The sequence below is a fragment of the Rheinheimera sp. 1928-s genome, from assembly GCF_029269265.1.
In the GTDB taxonomy this organism is placed as follows: domain Bacteria; phylum Pseudomonadota; class Gammaproteobacteria; order Enterobacterales; family Alteromonadaceae; genus Pararheinheimera.
On record NZ_JARIXP010000002.1, the window covers coordinates 327,738 to 348,644 of the forward strand.

The 20,907-nt window shown below is 43.3% G+C and carries 20 protein-coding genes and 1 tRNA gene; 12 read left to right on the forward strand and 9 right to left on the reverse strand.

The annotated features are described in order from the left end of the window. Positions 1 to 7: 7 nt before the first annotated feature. From P3C17_RS06330 to P3C17_RS06340, 3 genes are all read left to right on the forward strand, one after another. Positions 8 to 1,294 carry a tyrosine-type recombinase/integrase gene (locus P3C17_RS06330; protein WP_300928619.1) on the forward strand — a complete coding sequence of 429 codons (1,287 nt, stop codon included), beginning with the start codon at positions 8 to 10 and terminating at the stop codon, positions 1,292 to 1,294. A 207-nt stretch (positions 1,295 to 1,501) separates the two neighbouring features. Next, the gene (locus tag P3C17_RS06335) at positions 1,502 to 2,011 is read left to right on the forward strand and encodes a hypothetical protein (protein WP_300928620.1); all 510 of its coding nucleotides are present in this window, start codon (positions 1,502 to 1,504) and stop codon (positions 2,009 to 2,011) included. A 4-nt stretch (positions 2,012 to 2,015) separates the two neighbouring features. Next, positions 2,016 to 2,888 (forward strand): Kiwa anti-phage protein KwaB-like domain-containing protein, encoded by an 873-nt coding sequence (locus P3C17_RS06340; RefSeq protein ID WP_300928621.1) that lies wholly within the window; start codon positions 2,016 to 2,018, stop codon positions 2,886 to 2,888. Between the two features lie 266 nt (positions 2,889 to 3,154). Here the strand turns inward: P3C17_RS06340 and P3C17_RS06345 are convergent, their stop codons facing one another. Together P3C17_RS06345 and P3C17_RS06350 are read right to left on the reverse strand one after the other, a co-directional pair. Further along, a complete protein-coding gene (locus tag P3C17_RS06345; protein ID WP_300928622.1) occupies positions 3,155 to 3,736 on the reverse strand; it encodes a hypothetical protein in 582 nt (193 codons plus the stop codon). A 190-nt stretch (positions 3,737 to 3,926) separates the two neighbouring features. After that, positions 3,927 to 4,580 (reverse strand): response regulator transcription factor, encoded by a 654-nt coding sequence (locus P3C17_RS06350; RefSeq protein WP_300928623.1) that lies wholly within the window; start codon positions 4,578 to 4,580, stop codon positions 3,927 to 3,929. 56 nt (positions 4,581 to 4,636) lie between these two features. On the opposite strand from P3C17_RS06350, the gene P3C17_RS06355 reads away from it, so the two are divergent. After that, complete coding sequence (locus P3C17_RS06355) at positions 4,637 to 6,229, forward strand: MASE1 domain-containing protein (RefSeq protein ID WP_300928624.1); 1,593 nt, start codon at positions 4,637 to 4,639, stop codon at positions 6,227 to 6,229. On the opposite strand, the gene P3C17_RS06360 is transcribed toward P3C17_RS06355, so the two are convergent. From P3C17_RS06360 to P3C17_RS06370, 3 genes are all read right to left on the reverse strand, one after another. Further along, positions 6,226 to 6,471, reverse strand: coding sequence for a hypothetical protein (locus tag P3C17_RS06360; RefSeq protein WP_300928625.1), 246 nt, complete (start codon positions 6,469 to 6,471; stop codon positions 6,226 to 6,228). The genes P3C17_RS06355 and P3C17_RS06360 overlap by 4 nt on opposite strands. A gap of 1 nt (position 6,472) precedes the next feature. After that, on the reverse strand, positions 6,473 to 7,114 hold the full coding sequence (locus P3C17_RS06365) for a hypothetical protein (RefSeq protein WP_300928626.1): 642 nt from the start codon (positions 7,112 to 7,114) through the stop codon (positions 6,473 to 6,475). Between the two features lie 176 nt (positions 7,115 to 7,290). Beyond that, positions 7,291 to 8,019 carry a hypothetical protein gene (locus P3C17_RS06370; RefSeq protein ID WP_300928627.1) on the reverse strand — a complete coding sequence of 243 codons (729 nt, stop codon included), beginning with the start codon at positions 8,017 to 8,019 and terminating at the stop codon, positions 7,291 to 7,293. A 290-nt stretch (positions 8,020 to 8,309) separates the two neighbouring features. Here P3C17_RS06370 and P3C17_RS06375 point away from each other — a divergent pair, with 290 nt between their 5' ends. From P3C17_RS06375 to P3C17_RS06405, 7 genes are all read left to right on the forward strand, one after another. Beyond that, positions 8,310 to 9,953 (forward strand): DUF3987 domain-containing protein, encoded by a 1,644-nt coding sequence (locus tag P3C17_RS06375; RefSeq protein ID WP_300928628.1) that lies wholly within the window; start codon positions 8,310 to 8,312, stop codon positions 9,951 to 9,953. A 3-nt stretch (positions 9,954 to 9,956) separates the two neighbouring features. Beyond that, positions 9,957 to 11,267: a hypothetical protein gene (locus tag P3C17_RS06380; protein WP_300928629.1), complete on the forward strand. Its 1,311-nt coding sequence runs from the start codon at positions 9,957 to 9,959 to the stop codon at positions 11,265 to 11,267. Positions 11,268 to 11,445: 178 nt separating this feature from the next. Then, positions 11,446 to 12,351 (forward strand): tyrosine-type recombinase/integrase, encoded by a 906-nt coding sequence (locus tag P3C17_RS06385; RefSeq protein ID WP_300928630.1) that lies wholly within the window; start codon positions 11,446 to 11,448, stop codon positions 12,349 to 12,351. 56 nt (positions 12,352 to 12,407) lie between these two features. Next, positions 12,408 to 14,369, forward strand: a complete 1,962-nt coding sequence (locus P3C17_RS06390) for an AAA family ATPase (RefSeq protein ID WP_300928631.1) — start codon at positions 12,408 to 12,410, stop codon at positions 14,367 to 14,369. 30 nt (positions 14,370 to 14,399) lie between these two features. After that, positions 14,400 to 14,849, forward strand: a complete 450-nt coding sequence (locus tag P3C17_RS06395) for a DUF6641 family protein (protein ID WP_300928632.1) — start codon at positions 14,400 to 14,402, stop codon at positions 14,847 to 14,849. 142 nt (positions 14,850 to 14,991) lie between these two features. Continuing rightward, entirely contained in the window at positions 14,992 to 15,420 is a 429-nt protein-coding gene (locus P3C17_RS06400) for a DUF2787 family protein (RefSeq protein ID WP_300928633.1), read from the forward strand. 231 nt (positions 15,421 to 15,651) lie between these two features. After that, positions 15,652 to 16,557 carry a site-specific DNA-methyltransferase gene (locus P3C17_RS06405; protein ID WP_300928634.1) on the forward strand — a complete coding sequence of 302 codons (906 nt, stop codon included), beginning with the start codon at positions 15,652 to 15,654 and terminating at the stop codon, positions 16,555 to 16,557. Here P3C17_RS06405 and P3C17_RS06410 read toward each other — a convergent pair. Beyond that, the gene (locus P3C17_RS06410) at positions 16,519 to 17,397 is read right to left on the reverse strand and encodes a hypothetical protein (RefSeq protein WP_300928635.1); all 879 of its coding nucleotides are present in this window, start codon (positions 17,395 to 17,397) and stop codon (positions 16,519 to 16,521) included. The two genes, P3C17_RS06405 and P3C17_RS06410, sit on opposite strands and share 39 nt — an antisense overlap. A 109-nt stretch (positions 17,398 to 17,506) precedes the next feature. Further along, positions 17,507 to 17,593: transfer RNA gene (locus P3C17_RS06415), tRNA-Leu, on the reverse strand. 488 nt (positions 17,594 to 18,081) lie between these two features. Here P3C17_RS06415 and P3C17_RS06420 point away from each other — a divergent pair. After that, on the forward strand, positions 18,082 to 18,579 hold the full coding sequence (locus P3C17_RS06420; RefSeq protein ID WP_300928636.1) for an RDD family protein: 498 nt from the start codon (positions 18,082 to 18,084) through the stop codon (positions 18,577 to 18,579). Positions 18,580 to 18,643: 64 nt separating this feature from the next. Here P3C17_RS06420 and lptG read toward each other — a convergent pair whose 3' ends face one another. Continuing rightward, positions 18,644 to 19,708: an LPS export ABC transporter permease LptG gene (gene lptG, locus P3C17_RS06425; protein WP_300928637.1), complete on the reverse strand. Its 1,065-nt coding sequence runs from the start codon at positions 19,706 to 19,708 to the stop codon at positions 18,644 to 18,646. Further along, entirely contained in the window at positions 19,701 to 20,810 is a 1,110-nt protein-coding gene (gene lptF, locus P3C17_RS06430; RefSeq protein WP_300928638.1) for an LPS export ABC transporter permease LptF, read from the reverse strand. Before lptF ends, lptG begins: the two co-directional genes overlap by 8 nt. Positions 20,811 to 20,907: the final 97 nt, after the last annotated feature.

Consider the following 20,907-nt stretch of genomic DNA (forward strand, 5'->3'; position numbering starts at 1 on the left):
GTGATTGGTGGGGTATCTACAGAAAGTAACCATTATTGATGGCCTGTTTATATTCACCCAGCCTAACTCAAAAAGGTGGTATGCCCGCTTTAAGGTTGGCAAAGAGCATATCACCTTCTCCACTGGCGAATCAGACGTTGAAGCCGCCAAAATCAAAGCTACAGATGAATACTACAAACGCCGGACTGAACACCTGCTTGGTATTCGTTCCGGTGCTCAATCTTTTACAGCCCTTGCTAATCTGGTAATCAAAGACCTTGAAAGAGATATTGCAGAAGCTGAAAATGCCAAAAATTCATCAAAGACCAAAAGCAACTACATTGGAATCCTGAAAAAATACCATATCGAGTATTTCAAGGACACGCGTATCGACCAGATTAACCAAGCCGAAATGGATAAATTCCATGCATGGCGACGTGAACAGTTTGGCAAACAGATGTCTAGTTCATCACTGCAAAACCACAATGCTGTTCTTTCTAAGGTCTATGATAAAGCACTCAGTTCTGGCCAGATCACCAAGTACCATATCCCAACCTTCGAGACAGACGGTAAACGCCAAGAGCGGCGTGGAGTATTTACATGGGAAGAATTCCGCAAGATATCTGAGTATATCTCTGAAGAAGCTCAACGCACTAAAAACAAAACCAGCCAAATGCTGCTTGAACTGTTGTACGACTATATCGACTTTGCTGTAGCAACGGGCATGCGCCCCGGTACTGAGATAGAAAACGTCCGGTGGCGTGATATCAAATTCAAATTAAGCAATGGCGTGCCTGAGATTACAGTGACTGTCACAAAGGGAAAGACAACTCTCTATACAGGACCAAGAGAGGTAGTAGTCCGAAGCGACTTCGTCGCGAATCTTGAAGACTTGGCCGCTCGTTTCCCCGACAGAAAAGGGGATGATTTAGTCTTCAGGCTTTCAGATGGCAGTAAACCTAAGAGTCTAAGCCGCAAGTTTTCTGACATATTGAAAAAGCTCGATTTGAACGATGACAAGTTAAGTGAAAGAACTCTTTACTCGCTTCGCCATTCTTACATCACATGGAATTTAAAAAACAAAGGTGACATCGCAGCTTTAGCCAAACAATGCGGCACCAGCATTGAGATGATTGACCGCACTTATAGCCACCTCTTGCCATCAATGTTCAGGCAAGAGTTTAGCGGTGTGGTGTATGAGCAGAAAGAGCCTGATTCACTGAAACAGCGAGAGATTAGCCAAAAGGCTAAAGAGCGCAATATTAGGGATTATGGATGGCTTGCTAAGAACTTTGAAGAGCGGATGTTTGTTTAGGTGACAATACCTTAATTTTTTGCAAGGTAAAGATTATTAAGTCGCTGAATAAATATAAAATAAATATTTCAATATAATTGCAATCAGCTGGCTATTAATGTACTAATTAATTTAGGTACATGTGTTGCATGTGCGAATTTAAAATTCGCCTAAAATGTAAAAATTATATTAAATTTTAGATGGAAGCTCAGTGCAAGGAAGTTAGTCATGAGAAATTGGTTAAAGACAATACTTTTTGTTTCATCGTTCTCTCCCACACTTTTTGTTATCGCTGGTGTCAGATTTTACTCGACTTGCAAAATCGACTTATTAGCAATCCAACTAGTTACAATATCAATAATTGGAACAATACTGCCTTTACTCATTATCGCACTATTGAAGAAAGAATCTGAAATATACAAATTTAAAGCAAAAAAAGTTGAATCAGCAGACTATTTTCTCTTAGTTTTCGTTGCAAGTTATTCTGCACCTATTGTAATGAAGCTGGCAGAAATAAATGCAGAGGCAACTACAGCTATAATTTCCCTAATATTTATAGTCTCCTGGTTCATTTCGAACATCCCTTCCCACCCATTGCTTTACCTTTTAAAATATAGATTTTACAAAGTTGAATCTGACGACGGAATGGTTTTTGTTTTGATAACTAAAAGACAAATAAGAAGCCCTAGTAACATCACTAGTGTAATAAGAATTTCAAATGGAATGTTGATGGAGTAAAACTATGTTAAATTTGTTTGCGTTAACTAATAATCCAGCAAAAAGGATAGTTAAGTTTGATGTATCTCAACCAGTGCAAGTCGATTTCACAGCCTATATCAAGGCGCAAGAAGTAAAATTTGATGACGGTGTAGAGGAAATAGAATTTGATGGGAAGTATAAACCTGATGATGGTGAAGTGTTATACATTGACAATTACGACGAGATTGAAGGTCTTGAAGTAGCTATTCTAAATCCACTTTCTGTCGAATCCGTTGACCCAACTGAAGAGTTTTTTCTTGAGATAAAAGCACTATTTACGGGCTACAGCAATCAGGGGGCCGTTAAAATATTGCTCCAAAACTTTGACAGAAGAAAAATAATATCTACTAATGGTTTATCTATATTTCACTCCAGCAACGTTTATAAGAAAATTGAAGGTATTGGCCTCACAGTTGATACAAAACTCACTGCAACTTTAGAGTCCGGAAAGTTAAAATTTTATAGTTTCCATTCTGCAAGAAACATCTTCGACCTTACTGAATACTATAAAGTTGCAACAGATGACGACCTTAGGGAATTTTTACAAGCAGATGTCATACAGAGCGTTGATGCACAGTTATTTCTTGATCACTCAGACACATGGATCAGAAGGAAGGTTTCTTTAATACAACAGAGCGGAATATTACAAAACGTTCCACTAAACGAAATAAAGGCAATTGCAGCTGATTTTAACATTCCACTATCAACAGTAGATGAAAATGGGACAGAGGTTATTTCGATACCTGCGAGCAAGTCTGATTTGAAAAAACTCCTCAGATTCTTAGATGAGGACTATTACAAGTCCCCATTATCAAAAACAAATTTCATCTCAAATTCAAAGCGCCCAGCAAATTAATATTTCAGGTAGCTTTGCATTTATTAACAGCTGACTAATTCTCTAGTATAAGCACTTTAATATCTATTAAAGTGCTTTTTCAGGCTATTTTAAGCTCAAAATCGCTGGTTAACATGCGTTTTGGCTATTTCTGTCATTAACGTGCGTTTGAGGCTCTAAGATCAGTATTAAAGTGCATTTAGCTAAGTCACTTTTACGTACACGGGTTCATGCTGAGTAATAAAAAATCTAGTTGTATAAGCATCAATTTTAATGGCTCTATTTTTTCAGTTAGCGCCTTTACCCATTTTGTAAAATGTTTTTGAATGCTGGCCAAATGAATCTATTGATAGTACATACTTGTCTGAATAAACGTCATTGAGTAGAAAATCAAGTACAGGGTACTTAGCGGTAAATTTTGTGCCATCTTTCCACTCATAATGAAAGTAGCGACCTCCATTCGAAAATGTATCATCATGATTTACTAACCAGCTCACTTCCAACTGCACAGTTTTTAGCTGAATGTGACTTTCATCACCTTTAAGTGGATTGCTTACCGCTGTGTGGTCATGTACTGATTTAACCAACAGCTTTGGGTCAACATTGCAATAAAAAACAACTAAATTCTCACCTCGCTCTGTTTTATGATTAGACCATTCTGTGCTCTGGCAAAAGCTCCACGTGTCGAATGCTTTACCTATTGATATAGACTGGTTCATCTCATAATACCCATCCTTTACGATAGATATGCTTCCAGCGCTAGTTAATTGTCCACACCCTGTAATTAAGATAGAAGCCATTAGTACCATGGTTTGTTTGAAAATAATGTCTCTACAATAGGATGATTTCAGTTTTACATGAAAAGGCATAACGACCACCAATGGTTTGCAGCTCTGCTTTTTGTATTTCACACAGCTAGAATTGTTCATTTCACTATTTTAGTGATGTGAGACAAGACAGTAATCGCATAATATCTGAGAGGGTCTAAGAATTATTCTGATAGGCAGAACCTGCTTATTTCAGTAAAAGCAGGTGGGATTATGCTGTTACTGCTTCGTGCTATTGCACCAGTTCAGCGAAGGTAAGCAGGTTGTGTTTAAGGGCCAACTGTAACAGCTCGAAGTCGTTTTTAGCTTTCAGCTTGTCCAGAATACTGGCTCGGTGGGTGTGGATTGTCTTTGGCATCACATCAAGTTTACTGGCAGTGCCTTTTACACCAAGACCACGTGCCAAGCAGATAAAGGTGTCGAATTCACGTGCGGTCAGTTCTGGTAAACCAGAGTGTTGGTAATCCTTGTTGAAGCGCAGGTTTTTCATTACATCGTCGCTAAGGTAAGTGTTTCCTTCGGTCACACTTTCTAAAGCTAGAATGAGTTCCTCTGCCGCACAGCGCTTGGACACATAGCCCATAGCACCAGCATGAATAGCATTGTTTACGAATGGGTCATTGTCGTACATCGACACCATCACCATTTTTGACATAGGTGATATGGCTTTAAGCTGCTGAACCAGTTCAGGGCCTTTGATATCAGGCAGCGCATAATCGACCACAATCAAGTCGAAATGCTTGTCACGTGCAAGCTTCAAAGCCTGCTGACCATTGCCACATTCGTCAAGCACTGTAAAATTCTCAGTCGTTTGAAGCAGATGACGAAAGCCGTCTCGAACTATCGGGTGATCATCAATCAGCAGAACTGAAGCTTTAGCGTCCATGTAATACAACTCAGTAAGTCTTATTGAAGACTCGACTTTAGCAAAATAAGGGTCAGATGAAAAAGGAATTCCTGGATACCAGTAACAGTCTGAGTTTATTGACTAAACATATAGCGCTTTTATTCGGCTATGCGATGGTTTATCTGGGCTTGTACGCCCTATCCAAAAACTTTTTTACTCACCAAGGCTGGTCTACATGGTATATGCCCAATGGTTTTCGGTTAGCCATGTTGTTGATACTGCCATGGCGTTACTGGTCAACCATTTTTGTTACCGAATTCTTTTGTCAGCGCTCAATCACACTGTATTACGGCAATGTACCTGCTGAGTTTTGGTATTCCTTTCTCAGAGGTATGGCAACCAGAACTCTTTGTGCTTTACCAGTTATTTGGATCAAACATCATTTCCAAACTGCTGCGCTTCACAAACTCAAGTTTGGGCTAATGCTACTTGCGGCAACATTTGCATTTTCTATCGTCAGTGCCACTGATTTGGTGCTACTAAGTAAGTTCTATCAGAACATCCCTGCTGAGAGAAAACTGGAAGTGTGGCTTTCTTTTGTTACCGGAGGCTGTATTGGTATTTTGCTGGTTTGCCCTTTGCTATTGGCGGTATACCAACTGACAACCCAAAAGGTATTTCAAGCTATTCACTCTAAACTTTGGCTACATAGCGCCTTGTTAGCAGCATCAGGTATTGTCGCTTATGTTGTATTCCAGTCAGAACCAGCGTCGCTTTACTTGCTGGCATCACTGAGCCTGATACCGGCTTTATATGAGAGTTTTCGGCATGGCTGGTTAGGGGCTGTATTTTCTTTGACCTTAATCAACCTGTTCCTTGGCCTGTCGCTCTATGGCAGTTCTGGCACTCTTACCATGCAACAAATTCAGGTTCTGGTGCTACTGATCAACATCACTACCTTGCTATTTGGTGCGGCGGTATCAGAGCAGCATGAGCTAACAGCAGAGCTTCGAGCAAAGAACACTGCCCTGACAGAACTGGCAAATCGGAACCTGAAACTAGCAGAAAAGTTTTCAACACTGCAAGAAAACGAGCGCAAGCACTTATCGAATGAATTACATGATGAATTAGGCCAAACAGTAACAGCTCTGAAAATGGAAGCCATGGCGCTGTCTCGCAGCAAAGACCAACAGATGTTTAAGGACAATCTGCCAAGACTGACAAAGGCTGTCGATCATATCTATGAGGCCGTCTATCGACTGATGAATCAGCTTCGCCCAAGGCTTTTAGAAGAACTTGGCTTAGTGAATGCGCTGACCACAGGCCAGCTACCTTCCATGCTAAAAAACGCTAACATTCACTACATCACCGACATCAGCCCCTTGGTGCTTCAGCTGCCACAAGAGCTACAAACCACCTTATTTCGCGCTTGTCAGGAAGGGATTACCAATGTGGTAAAACATAGTAATGCCAGTACATGCAAACTTCAGATCAACGTCATTGAGGACAATGCAGAACTTCTACTTACTGACAATGGTACAATCAAAGCAACAGCACAATCGGGTAAGTTTGGACTGCAGGGTATAAAAGACAGGGTGATGGCCTATGGTGGTACTTTTAGGTTTATGTCTGGCTCTGAAGGTACGTCGATCTCTGTTCGTTTGCCTTTAACATTAAAGCCAGACTAACTCAGTATGGTCATATAGTTACCATCCGGCAGTCGCTGCCATTGAGTGTCGGGTAGTCTTTGGATGATCCAGACAAATTCATGTGGCTGCATCTGCTCTAACGTCATGCGTACAAAACTGTCTGAAAAAATTATAGTTCGCGCTGGCTGGCTATCAATGTGGATCGACCAGCCATTACTGTCTTGATAAACAGAGCAATTAAACAGCGTACTGAGTGCCGCTACACAATCGTCCGTGGTCATTTTAGTTATCCTGAAACGAATACACGGTCGGTAAGTAAATCTCTTCCCCTGCCTGATGTTTCTTCTCAGCAAAGTCAAAGAAGTTCTTAATCGTTACACCGTACACCTTTTGCGTGTTGAACTGCGACACCAGCGTTTCGACAAACTCCTCCGCAATGTTATGAGCACAGCGTATCAGTTGCAGGTCAGCTTCATCGCCATGTTCAAAATACAGCTTAATAAATGTATGCAGCTGAGCAATCCGAAACACCACTTTCATAATCCCTGGCTTCCAGAATTTGAAGTCCATTTCAGGATGGTTAGCTAAATCAAAATCGAATTCACGACTACCTTTCCATGGCACACAATGAATTTCAAAGCCATGTGGCGTGAACACTTTATAGACAGAAACCCTTGGTTTGTTCGGCCACACTAATTGCCCCATCCCATCTTCGACAGCACCTAAATAACGAGCATTCCAGTTACGCTGATCAGTCAATATGTCTAATGAGTTTTCAAAACCATACTTCAGCATCCCTTCGGCCATGCCTAAAGAGGTTGCCACTGAGTGATAAAAAGCGGGGATATTACCGAAGGTGATTTTACGTTTTAAGCGATTAATTTCGCGCAGTCGGTTTTCGACTTGTTTGATGGTATCCGTCATCGTCTCGCCAGCCCTAGAGATAGTGCGCTGACTCTACTCGGCTACTTGCTTGAAGTATCTAAGAAAAGTTCTGAGATTCCCTAAAATGGAGTGATTAGAGTGAAAGCCGTCAACATTCACTCTGCCCCTTCCTGCCAGAGGACAAAGGCTAACGCTGACGGCCCGCACTTTGCAGACTATTTACCAGAACTGAGGGGTTTTGTTTTAATTTTCAGCTCTTTAACTCGTTGCAAAAGTTGTTTGTCTGAATATGAATTCCATTTATTCCAGAGTTCTTTGTGCGTCATGCTATTGGTTACACGTACAAGTCGAAGTTTCGCCCTATGCGAAGTAGGTTTCTCACCCACCGTTTTTAGAGGACGCTTCAGATTGCTTGCGATTAAATCCGTCACGGTGAGATAGCCAAAATCATGGAGTCGGTAAAGCATCTTAGCCAACTCTTTTTGATCGAGTTTTAGGCCTATTTTTTCTATTTCGGTCAGAAGGGCAATACACTCCTGATCTTCAAAAAAGAACTCATAGCCAAGTGGATTCTCAGCAAGCTTTGTTGCAGCCGGGAACTCGACAAAGATAAAGTTATCTTCACCATAATGCCGAGCAACATTAGTCGTGCCGTTAGTCGATGTTTCGTAAATCGTCCCCAAATTATTGGTTGTCTCGTGAAAGAACATGAGCAACCTGACCTCTTTATGACTCAGGTTGGTATTGTAAATTGAGTTGAACATAAACCAATCATTTGTTTCATGCCACTTACTGAAATCAAAATCAGCGTGGTTACCACCTTCAATAGCTGCAATCAAAAATGGACGCTCGACACTCTCAGGTGTTGCCAAAAAAGGATTATCTTTTGTTCCAATGCGCACTTTAGGTGATTTTTTACCGACTTTATCGTGTCCATCTTCCATACAACACCTCATTTAGCCTGCGATAGGTAAGCGACTGATTTAATTGAAATAAACATTATAAGAAAGTAGCTAAAGTTGAAACATTCGGCAAGGTAACTACAGATTTAGTATACCAAAATCTTGTCCTTCGTTTTGACAAATTTAGACCTATGAATTCGGTTAAAAAGCCTTTTAAATCAACGGCCTCAGGGGGTTTTTAAGCGTGGGGGAAACGCGGGTAACAGGGAGGGATAAAAAAATCGCCTAATGACTACCTTCACTACGAAGAAGGTCATATCGAGGAAAATATTATGCCTAAAAAACTGAAAAAAACCAAGAGTAAAAAGGGTATTACACCAAAACCATTGCCAGCTCGTGGTTACGATGTCCCACCAATGCCTACTAATTTGCTGCCTGCATGGCCACAGCGAATCGTCCAAAATGTGAGTGCCGTAACAAAAACGCCTCCAGAGTTTGCGGCGGCACCACTTGTCGTAATGATAAGCCTGTTGCTGTCTAATAAATATGAGATCGTTACGGACAGTGAAACACCACAATACAGCATCTCAGGTAACTTGTCTGGCCTTGTTTGCGCAGCTTCTGGAAATAACAAATCGGGTGCTGTTCAAGCTGTTATGGCTTGCCTCGAAATCCTTGGAAAAAAGGTCGCCAAAGAATTTAACAAGGCTTTCCCTGAGCTGAAATCGTTCTTTGACAAGAAGAAAATTCAAAACGAAGAAAAGAAAAAGAAGGCAAAAAAACTTCTGAAAACTGCTGACGATATATGGGAAGAAGATCCTGCTGAGTCTGCTGCTTTAGAGGAGCAAGCGACAAAATTACTGATCGACTCTCAGGTCGAACTGTTTCCGCCCAAACAGAAGGTTGTTGTTTGTAATGATGCTACACCCGCAGCATTTGCAAAGCATTTCAGTAGACAGACTTTTCCTATTATGCTTTTTCGCGATGAGTTTCCGCGTATATTGACGCAACTCTTGGGCTCGAACTCCGACAGGCTTCGCACCTTTGCAATGGAAGCTATGGATGGAAAAAATGACTCTTCGGTAGATAGCTTTAGCGATAAATTTAGCTTTAAGATGGTTGCACCAAAGCTCTCGCTCTTTGGCACCGCTCAGCCAGCTGTCATGTCCAAAATTGTTAACTCGATTAAGGATGGCTCTATCCCAGATGATGGCCTCCTGTATCGTTTTCAGATCTTTATCATGTCAGATATGGACTCGCTTCCCACATACAGTGCTGCAACTCTTCATGACAAAGAAGCTCTAGATCAACTTTACCATTTCGTGACACAACTGGATGACGGTGAAATTTGTGCGATTGTCGGTAGTGGTAAACGCACAAAAGTCTACATGGAAGAAGATGCTGAGAAAGCTTACCATCACTACATGAAATACTTGAACTACAAGTTAAGCAACGAAAACCTCAGCGTTCACCTATACAGCCATCTGAGTAAGTACCGCTCAATGGTTCCCTCTATCGCATTAGTCATAGCAGCCTTTCGCCAGTATGAAGAGAATGATTTTGAAGTCAAACGCCTGAAACCAATCACTTTAGCTGATATGAAAATGGCTATTCGTTGGGCGAAGTACCTGGAACGTCATGTGAAAAAGTTATGGCAATCGGCGGACGAGCGTTTAGAAAACGCAAAACTGATTCTCTCACGTATGGACGAATTAGATGATTCATTCTCATCGCGCGATTTGCAGCAAAAGTGCTGGAAAGGCTTACGTAAAAACCTCGACAAAATTAACGAGGCTCTGACTTGCCTCCAAGAACACCACTATCTCTCACAAATTGAAGTTCTTAGCAGCAAAGGTGGCCGTCCAGCGATACGTTGGGTTAAGCACCCTGACATTGAGCGCACACCTAAAGAGCCTGTTACTAAAAAAGTGGTCCGTAAAAAGAAACTCAATGGCAAAAAGAAAAAGAAGGGCTGACCTATGAGCAGTAAATCTACTTGTAATAGTACTACATTAGCTCTTAATGCACACGATAAGCCATTGAATGACATAGAGAATACTAAAATGACTAATGAATCTAAGCCACTACCATCTATTTACATGGAAGACATTAAACAGTATCAAGTTCCATTAGCTGCCTTTCGTAAATCCAGTAATCTGTTATTGCCAACGCGTGCCTATACCGCCTGCATAGACAAGTTCCCTTTATCAAATGTGGACTCAAAGTCCCTGAAAATAGCTGCAACTAAAGGCATGTTAGAGGTAGATACACAAGATAAGCTCATGTATCACTGCGATAATCTGATTGAGAGCCAGCTGGGTGTACCACAGCAGTGGGCTGCGTATCCTATTATCGACTGCCTGACCATGACCCTTGCCGCTAAGGATAAAGAGCTTAAACGTCTGGAACAGTTGCTGGATAACAAAGAATACAGTGAGAAGTACACAATTAAACGCAATTTCAACCGTCGTAAGTACTGTACTCACTTGTATGCAAGTAATGTCCGTTTCTGCATCAAAGATCAGCCGCAAAAGTGGTTTTTGATTAACTTTGGCTTGAAAGGTAAGAAAGGATCTGATTACCACCGTGCAATGCAGATTTCGTACAATCCGGCACGTTTTGAGGCCTCAGAGATCCGCCAATTTTTTGCCTTTTTAGACGATATGCAGGTCTTTCAGAACTATCGTAAAACCATGAAAGACGCGAATATTACCCGTATTGATATTGCGTTAGACTTAGTGTGCGTGCCGACGCCACTTGTTATTGTTGCCAAAGATCGTATCGAAAACTTTAGCTTCAAGCCGGACATACCGCGTGTTAATGAGGACGACCCATGTACATGGGTTCAGACTCATTATGTGGGTAGCCGTGAAGGTTGCTATTGGCTTGTGTATAGCAAAGTCGAAAAGGTCATGGCGAAGGACCAACGCAATATCGTGATGCTAACTGGCCCTGATACCAACCCTATGTATATAAGTCGGATTGAACGCGTTTATAAGCCGCAGAAGAACGGCAGTGTAAAAAAGTTATGGGATATTGAAACCACTCCATACTTTTTGAAAGGCACTAACTTCTATAGTCCTAAAGCCTTTAAGTTCATACCGCAAGATCAGGTAACAATTGCACTACGTAAAGGTTATATGGCTTGGGCAATGGGCTATTATGGTCCAGCGTTTAACGCTCACCGTGAGTCAATGCAGCGTCACTTGCTGAACATCAATCATAAATGGTTCAAAAAAGCTCAAACTGCTGCCTTAATGCACTTAAAACAGACGATGTTAAACGACTAATAAATCTTACAAGGGAGCTACTTAGGCTCCCTTTTTTATTGGGGTAAAGCTCGCTTATCCGCAGCAAAAATACCCCTTCAAATCATCCGGCAACCAGTGCTACCTTGGTGTAGCACTGCTTTTCTGTGTTCCCCCCTTTAAGACTCAATCACATACAAACACACACCGGAGATACGCTATGTCTACAGCTAGCCCGTATGCGCTGTATATCAGCCGTTTGTCGCCCAATAGTCAGCGCTCTATAGCGTCACAGCTCAATAGCGTTGGCAAGCTGATGAACTGGCCGGAAAAAGAACGTGCTGAGCGACTGCATCAAGTGGATTATCAGCAGGCGCTGCATATTCGTTCTGTGCTGACTCATGCTGGTTGGTCAGCCCGTTCTATTAATAGAGCCATTATTGCTATTCGAGGCATCGTGAAAGTGGCCGTTCTGACTGACCGTGCTGAGCAGCAACAGTCTGCCCACTTAGAAACCATTACACAGGTCAAGCATGGTCAGCATCAGGGCAACCCCTTAACGGTGAAGCAGGTTGAAAAACTGTTTCACTTGCTGCGGGATGATATGTCACCCATAGGTATTCGTAATCAGTTGGTGTTTGCGCTACTGCTGGGTACGGGTCTTCGTCGCAGTGAGCTGGCAGCGTTAGAACTTGCTGATTACAACCGCCAGGCACAGACCTTGTTTGTAAGAAGTGGCAAGGGCAATAAAAGCAGAACCCTGTTTTTACCGCCATGGACACAAGAATACTTCGTTTCGTGGTCTCGCTTGCGGGGCAAAGACACCGGCTATTTGCTGTGCTCTGTCTATGCCAATGGCAGCGTGAAGACCATGGACAGCATGAATGTGTCCACCATCTATCGGTTGATTAAGCAAAAGCTGGCGCTGATTGGGGTTAAAAACGCATCCCCGCATGACTTGCGGCGCACTTTCATTACCCAGCTGTTAGAGCAGAATGTGGACCTCAATACCGTGCGTCAAATGGCAGGCCATTCGGATATCAGCACCACCACCATTTACGACAAACGCGACCACCAGTTTATGCAAAAGGCAGCGTCGAACTTAAGTTATCGGAGCAAGCCATGAGCCGCCGCGCTTCTAATGCTGCGCAGCAAAGCCCTTATCTGGCAGCGCAGTTTGCCATGCTTATTGTGAATGAACTGCTGGAGCAACACGACGAAGAAGTGTTAACCCCATCCACGGTGAATCGCATCATCTGCAGGCGTGAATTGGGGCCAGTCCAGCGCAGCCACTCAGAGCTATTAGACCTGCTCAATACAGATGACCGCTACCCAGCACAAACCAAGCTGATGCAGCAAAACTGCCTGAATCTGTGTGGACTATTTGGTGTCCCAGACACCATGGCAAGGGTGATTGAATTCGTGCTGGTGCATAACGCTAATACAGGCTTACACCACTTGGTTCAGGCGACTGAACTCACCCTGTTAGAGCAGGATTTTACTGACCTCATCGCCCAGCAAGCAGGGTTAAGCCGTGCTGAAGTGTTGGAATACTTGATGGTATTGGTGGCACAGGGGCTGTTTTTGGAGGGCTATGACTGTGGTGAAATTCATACCATGGGCATACCACGCCCCATGCTACAAACTCTGATGCGTGAAGAGGTGCTTAGCAAAGAAATGCTATTGCATACCATGCTGCACCCAAGCCCAGAGCCGAAGTTTAAGCTCAAGCACTTCCCGCATGTGAATACTGACTTGCTGAGCCAGTACCTTTTGCATGCCTGTGCCGAGCAGCACGAGGGGGTCAGTATTTTACTCTATGGAGATGCTGGCAACGGCAAAACTGAGTTAGCACGAACCTTGGCTGACTACAGTGGCCGCATACTGTTTGAAGTGCGCAACCTGAAAATGGATGAGGGCAAACCCAGTAATGAGTTCAGCGCCAAAAATGCCAGTGGTCAGCGTCTTGAGCACTTGGCCTTGTTGCAGCGCCTGCTGGCGGGTTCATCTGATGCCATTTTGCTAATCGACGAATGTGAAAGCCTGTTTCGTCAGGCTGATGGAGGGTACAGCAAAGAGACGTTACACCGGATGATAGAGCAATCCGAAGTGCCTTGTATCTGGATAACGAACCATGTCTATGAGTTAGAAAACAGCTATATCAGGCGCTTTAAGCTCTGCGAAGAAGTACGCCAGCCGGATAAGAAAACCCTGTTGTCGATTGCCAAGCAGTCGTTTAAGGGGTTATCGGTCAGTGAGAAGTATGCTAAATCACTGGTCAATACGCCAAGCCTTACCCCCGCCATTTTGCAAAATGCAGGCTATATCGCCAATACCATGGCCCTTGCCAGCAATGAAGCGCAGCAGGTGATTGGTGATGTGGTGGAAGGGACATTGCGGGCTTGTATGCTGTGGAAAGATGGTCTGACGTACAAACAACAAATGGCATTCGACCCGACCTTACTAAACCTGAAGCAAGGGCCAGAGGTACTGAACGAAATCGCCTATGCAGTGGAACACCAACAGCCCATACGGGTGCTGTTATGCGGACCGCCTGGAACGGGTAAAACCGCCTTTGCGCATTATCTAGCCGAGCAGAACGACCATGACCTGTTTCGGGTGAAGTGTTCGGACATCTTAAGTAAATACGTGGGAGATAGTGAAAAGCAGGTGGCTCGGTTATTTGAAACCGCCCACCACGAACAGAAAATACTGCTGCTCGATGAAGTAGACAGCCTGCTCACCAGCAGGGAGCGATTGAAATCACACCATGAGCTGACACTTGTTAACGAGCTGCTGGCTCAGATGGAGTGCTTCACTCAGCCGCTGTTCGCAGCAACAAACTTTGAAACGCTTTTAGACAAAGCTGTACTGCGTAGATTCGATTTTAAGCTCGACTGTGACTACTTGACTGCACCGCAAGTCATAGCGCTCTACAAGCGCGCTCTGAGCGTTAAAACGCTGGCAGATGAAGAACTTAGCGCTCTTGCTCAGCTCAAGCTGCTGACCCCAGGCGATTTTGCGATCCTTGCTCGTCGCATGATGTTTCAACCCAAGCAAAACCATCGCACTTCAGCACTAGAGCTGCTGAAAGGCGAAAACAACCGCAAGCAACCCAACAGAACCATTGGCTTTGTCCACTAGGCTCTGACTAACCAAAACCCCGAGGTATCTATGACTACATTATTGAGTTCTCTCAAGGTGATCGACCGTCCAAAAATCGAGCCGAAGCCACCGATTTTAGGCAAGCGCATGAAGCTGATTGAAAAGCTGGATGAACAGCTGGCCATGGCGCAATGCATGTTACAAAACCAAGCCTTTGAAGCGTTTAAGGACAAAAGCATCAAAGACCCTGAAACGGGTGAACGCAAAATCGTCAGAAAACGCAAAGCCGTCCGGCCTTGGTATTACGACAGTGATAACCACTACTACTTTGAAATCAAGGTAGGGTTAAAAACCATGGAGCTGGCGAAGGGTAAAACGGCCATTGATGTGGGCCCAAAAGACAAACTGCTAGAGGTGATAGGTATCATCATTCAGGCGGTTGAACGTGGCGAGTTAGACCAGCAGATCCTCCAAATGTCACCCCCAAAACCCCCAAAATTAAGAAACGTCAAAAAATAACCATGGTATTTCGGCCAGATCAGCACTCTGGTCGAGTTTTGGGGGTTTTGTAGGTTTGTTTTTAAGACACACAGCTATACACCCCCCGATTTTTACCAGCAGCCATATCGAACTATTTAGACAGAAAAAATAGGAGTCTGTGATGAACATCGACTACAAAAACTTACCTCTACCAGTCAGCGAAATACTGGTTAACCACCTTACTGATTTGCTAAAAAATCATGATTTGAGCAACACCAGTACAGTCACTATCAACTTCAGAGATCCAGATTACTGTTCAGAAAAAGGTGGCTACCATCCAGTTGAGATCATGTTATTTCGGAGAGGTGATACGTGGCACTTTGCCTACATCACCGACTTTAAGTATGTCGGTCAAGGGCAAGACGTTGAACTAGCAAAAGACTTGGATTTTGACTTTCAGGCAGGTGTGTTTCAGACCTTACACGGGTATTACCGGATAGAGGAAGGGTTAGACATCTATCAGGTATGGGAGGAGAATTTTATTACTTATTCAAGTACGAGCAAGACAAAGCCAATAGTTGAAATTGCTTTAACATCTGCGTTGACGTGAGATCATTGCTAGAGGTATATTTAAACCAAATATACCTGGCGGTGATAAATATGGATCAAGCCCTTAGCAATCAAAAACAGATACACATAAAGCTAGAACCTGAGTTACATAAAAGGCTAAAAATAGAAGCTGCATTCAGAAATATATCTATCCAAGATTTTGTAGTCGAATCAATCAAGCTTCGACTCAATGATAGTCACCTTCTACCCCAACTAGATTTGGAATAAACCTGTGCAATATCAAGATATTAAAAATAAGATTGTTGTTGGTCACTCGTTAGGCAGTCTTCAGAAAATGCCTTCTGAATCGATTGACTGTATAGTTACAAGCCCTCCTTACTATGGACAAAGAGACTATGGAGTTAATGGACAAATTGGCTCTGAAAAAACACCACAAGAGTATATCAGCAACTTAGTAGATATTTTCTCTGAATGTAATCGTGTCCTCAAAAAAACAGGGACTCTTTGGATAAATTTAGGCGACAAGTATGTCGACGGAAACTTGCTAGGAATGCCATGGAGAGTAGCCATAGCTCTCCAAGATTCGGGCTGGATTCTCCGAAACGACATTATTTGGCACAAACCTAATGCGATGCCGCATTCATCTAAAAATAGACTAACAACTGATCATGAATATGTTTTTTTCTTCACAAAATCCAATAAAAACTATTTTTATGATCAAGATTCTATTAGAGAAGAGCACACTACATTTTCCGAAAACAGTAAAATGAAAGGTGGTAGAAATCACTTTGGTAAAGTAGACGGTACTCCAGAAAAAGGTAAAAACGGCGGTAATTCTAATCTCCATTCGGGTAGGTGGGATCAGGCATTTCACCCAAACGGGAGAAATAAACGAACAGTATGGAATATCCCATTATCGAAATTCAGAGAGGCTCATTTTGCAGTCTTCCCTGAGAAGTTAATTGAGCCTTGCATACTAGCGGGATGTCCTGAGGATGGTTTAGTTTTAGACCCATTTTTTGGAGCAGGTACAACTGGAGTTGTTGCCTACAAATTCAATCGAAACTTTGTAGGCCTTGAAATTAACCCTGATTATGCGCTGATTGCTCAACGTCGACTTGCTACTATTCAACCAGACTTATTGAATCATCTGGAAAAAACCAACAAGGTTCTCTAGTTTCTGCTCAAGAATCGGGTTGATTTTATCAACCTGATTTGGGTTCATTTGAATATAAATGAAGTTACTACAAGGAAGGTCATCGAGGTTACCTGCCCAAGATTCAGCTATTACAACAGGTATACATTCAAACCCATTATCATGAGCGACTGATATTGATTTATGTATATCCCGAGTGAACAATAAAGCATGTCCTCCACCCATTGTTTCACGCGTCTTAACAGGCATTAATATTTTTTTAGCCGTGCCCGCAACTTCAACATCGTATGTCTCGTCGTGAAGTTTAACTTCATTTGGTGTAACTCTGAGCCTAAGCTGGTGTCTTCTAAACAATTCGACAAGCTGAGATCTGACAATAGCTTCAAAGAGCCCCCCCTTTAAAGCGCGTCGACTTCCTTCAATCCGCTGGAGCATCACTTCTGAAATAGCTGACCACTCCCACTGACTCGGGCAAGGCAATAAAGGTGCAACAAAGGCCATTATTTTCATAACGACCCAAATTTTATTATCAATTGGGGAGCCACTTAATGAAGATACAATTGGCTGGAGCCTCTGTTGAGGGGCATCACGCAAAAGCCATGTAATGAAAAACCACTTCGATTTTGCGTCATTATAAGGGCGTGCAATTCCATCAAACAATGTAGTAGCAAATGGAGTACTGAAATATGAACGCAAAACAAACTGGACTCTTTGCTGATCTATATCAGTGACAAAGTTGTGTATGTGGGGGTAACCATAGCTCTGAATAAAACGAACAAATTCATCAAAAAAAGCTCTATTTTTATTTACTACAAGAATAAGCTCTTTCAGTCTCAAGTTTTCTACGACTAGATTGGTCACTATCAACATCCTTATATGAAAAAATCCAACTGTTGGGTTCAGTTAGTGTTTCAATTATGCTGATTTTACCTTGAGATACAACAAACTTATTTAGGAATTCTATAAGGATTGGTGCCTAGGGTCGGACTCGAACCGACACGGAGTTTCCCCCGGCGGATTTTGAATCCGCTGCGTCTACCGATTTCGCCACCCAGGCATATAGAAGGGGCATTTCTAAAACTTCACAAGACTTTACAAGCTCGGTTTACTTATACAATCTTTTTATCTACTTACTAATCAACCACTTGAGCCAAAATTCTTCGTTGACGCGTTGCATTTTGAATCCGCTGCGTCTACCGATTTCGCCACCCAGGCATATAGAAGGGGCATTTCTAAAACTTCACAAGACTTTACAAGCTCGGTTTACTTATACAATCTTTTTATCTACTTACTAATCAACCACTTGAGCCAAAATTCTTCGTTGACGCGTTGCATTTTGAATCCGCTGCGTCTACCGATTTCGCCACCCAGGCATTGAGGGTCGTACAGAAGTAAACGCTTGCATTATACAAAGCGAATGGCGCGGCGCAAGCAAAAGTTTCAGTTCGCTGTGTGGTTGCGCGTTTTTGCAGCAGTTTCGGAAAAACTAAGCTGCGTGATACACTTAGCGCCATTCACAGAATCAATAAAAATCAGGAAACACTGATGTATCACGAATCACCAAAGGCGGGTTTGTTCCGCCGTTTAGCTGCCATTGTTTATGACGTGCTGATTTTAGCAGCGCTCTGGATGCTGGCTATGGGTCTGGCGCTGTTGCTGGTAACTATTCTGGATAAGCTGGGTTTGGTTTCGCTGGCGGCTTATCAGGATCAGGCGGATTTTATTCAGAAACATTCCATTTGGTTTCAGCTGTATTCGCTGTTGGTTTTTATCTGGTTTTATGTTTATTTCTGGGTCAAAGCTGGTCAAACCCTGGGAATGCGGGCCTGGCGTATTTTGTTGATACAGCCGGATGGCTCGCTTATTACACTAAAACAAGGACTGCTACGTTTAGTGGTGTCTTTGTTAGGTGTGGGGAATTTCTGGTTGTGGATCCGCTGGGGCCAAGGCTTGGCGCTGCAGGATCAAATCACCAATACCATAGTGGTGAAGCTGACCAAAGATGAAAGCAAAGAGCTGAATTTACATCGTAAAGCGGGTTAATAGAAAATGGGGTCAGATCACATTAGTTACGCATAACTAATGTGATCTGACCCCATTTTTATATCTATTTCTTCTGCAATAAATACATCGCCAGCACGATAAACAAAGTTGACGGCAGTATTGCCCCCAAAACAGGCGGCAGCTGGTACACCAAAGCCACAGGCCCAAACACCTGATCGCTCATATAGAACGCAAAACCGGTCAGAATCCCCATCAGAATACGGGCTGCCATGGTCACGCTGCGCAGCGGTCCAAAAATAAAAGACAAAGCCACCAGCAACATAGCAATTATGGTTAAAGGCTGGGTGGCCTTGCGCCAGAATGCCAGTTCAAACTTGCTGCTGTCCTGCTTATTACTGTCCAGATAGTCGATGTAGTCGGTTAAGCCCTTGAGCGATAACAACTCAGGTTTAATAGACACAACCCCCAGTTTGTCTGGAGTTAAGGTAGAGCGCCAGCGCTGTTCCTGCCACTGATGTTTCTCTACTCTGTCGTCACGAAAATTTAATCGGCTAACATCTGATAAACGCCAGGCATTGCTGATAAAAACTGCAGTTTTGGCGCTAACAATGGCCTGCAATTTTAAGTCGGTATCAAACTCATAAATCGTTAAATCAGTCAGGTTACCAAAGTCATCCACCTGCTTGATATTAATAAAATGATCACCGTCTTTAGCCCATACGCCTTGCCGCGCTGAAATTAAATCACCACCTGAAATGGCTTTGGTTCGCAGTTCACGGGCGGTTTTCTCCGCCACTGGCGCGCCAAATTCAGCCACCAGCATCACAATCAGCATCATCAGTAATGAGGTTTTCATCACAGAGTTGATGATATTCAAGCGCGATAAACCCGCAGCCTGCATCACGACTAATTCGCTATTGCTGGCCAGCATGCCAAGCCCTACTAAGCCGCCTATTAAAGCCGCCATAGGGAAAAACAAAATCAAATCACCTGGTACGCTGAATAAGGTAAATAAACCGGCCGACAACAAGTCGTAATCGCCCCGCCCTGTTAAACGCAGCTGGTCGATAAACCTGAACATGCCGGATAAAATCATCAGTACTGTCACTGTCATCAGCACTGTGGTCAAAATGGTGCGACCTATGTAGAGGTCGAGGATCTTAAACATGAGAAGAGCGCCCTGTGAGTAATGCTTTTAACTTCTGGCCTGCAGTACGGTGTTTCACCAGCATCACAGTGCCAAAAGTCAGGCCCAAAGCGTGGATCCACCACATGCCTAATTGCTCCGGAATTTTGCCGTCCTCAATAGCTGAGCGGCTGGCAATCAGCAGAATGTAATACAGCAGGTATAAAGCCAAAGCAGGCAATAAGCGGCCAAACTTGCCCTGACGTGGGTTCACTTTACTCAGCGGCACAGCAATTAACATCAAAATAGGAATAGACAGCGGTATAGCGATACGCCAGTGCCATTCTGCCGCAGCTTCAGGGCCAGTTTGCTTGCGCAGTTCAGCCGTAGGTAAACTGGATAACTTGCGGCGTTTTTGTTCCACCTGCTGTTCGCGAATTTGAATTTGATATTGACCAAATTCCACTACTTCATAGCCTGGAGAACGGGTTTCACCTGCATAACGACGGCCGCTGTTTAATTCCAGCAACTGAGCACCGCTGGCATCCTCTTTCACGTAACCGGACTGAGCATACACAATAGAGGTTTGTCCGCCAGGTTCTGAAGAGGTCTGGGCTAAAAATACCTTTTCCAGCTCTCCGCCATCGCGGCTGATGTCATGCACAAAAACCACAGCTTTTTCATTCGAGGTTTGCTGGAAGCGCCCCGGTATTAAACTGCTGAGGCCAGAATCGGCTTCGGCCTGTTCTAGAATCTGATATTCGCGCTCGATAGACCAGGGGCTTAAATACAAAGTGACAAAACCCGCCCCAAGCGCCATCACCACAGACAGCATCAAAGTTAAGCGTGTGACATACCATTCGCTGATACCAGTGGCATGTAACACCGTCATTTCGCTGTCGGCATAAATACGGCCATAAGCTATTAAAACACCCAAAAAGGCGCTTAAAGGAATAATAACCACCGCCAGTTGTGGCAGCTTTAATGACAGGATGGTCAGTACTAACTGACCCGGAATATCACCGTCTGATGCATCAGCCAAAATTTTCACAAAGCGTTGGCTCATGATAATAGTGATCAGGATCAGGAAGACCGCCAATTGGGATTTAAACACTTCACCAATCAGATAACGAAAAACAATCAAAAATGCCCCCTAAAACCTGTCTTTTTGCTGGAACCCTGACGATTTTTAAGTAAACTGGATGTTTACAGCAATTATTATTGACTAAAGTGGCGATAAA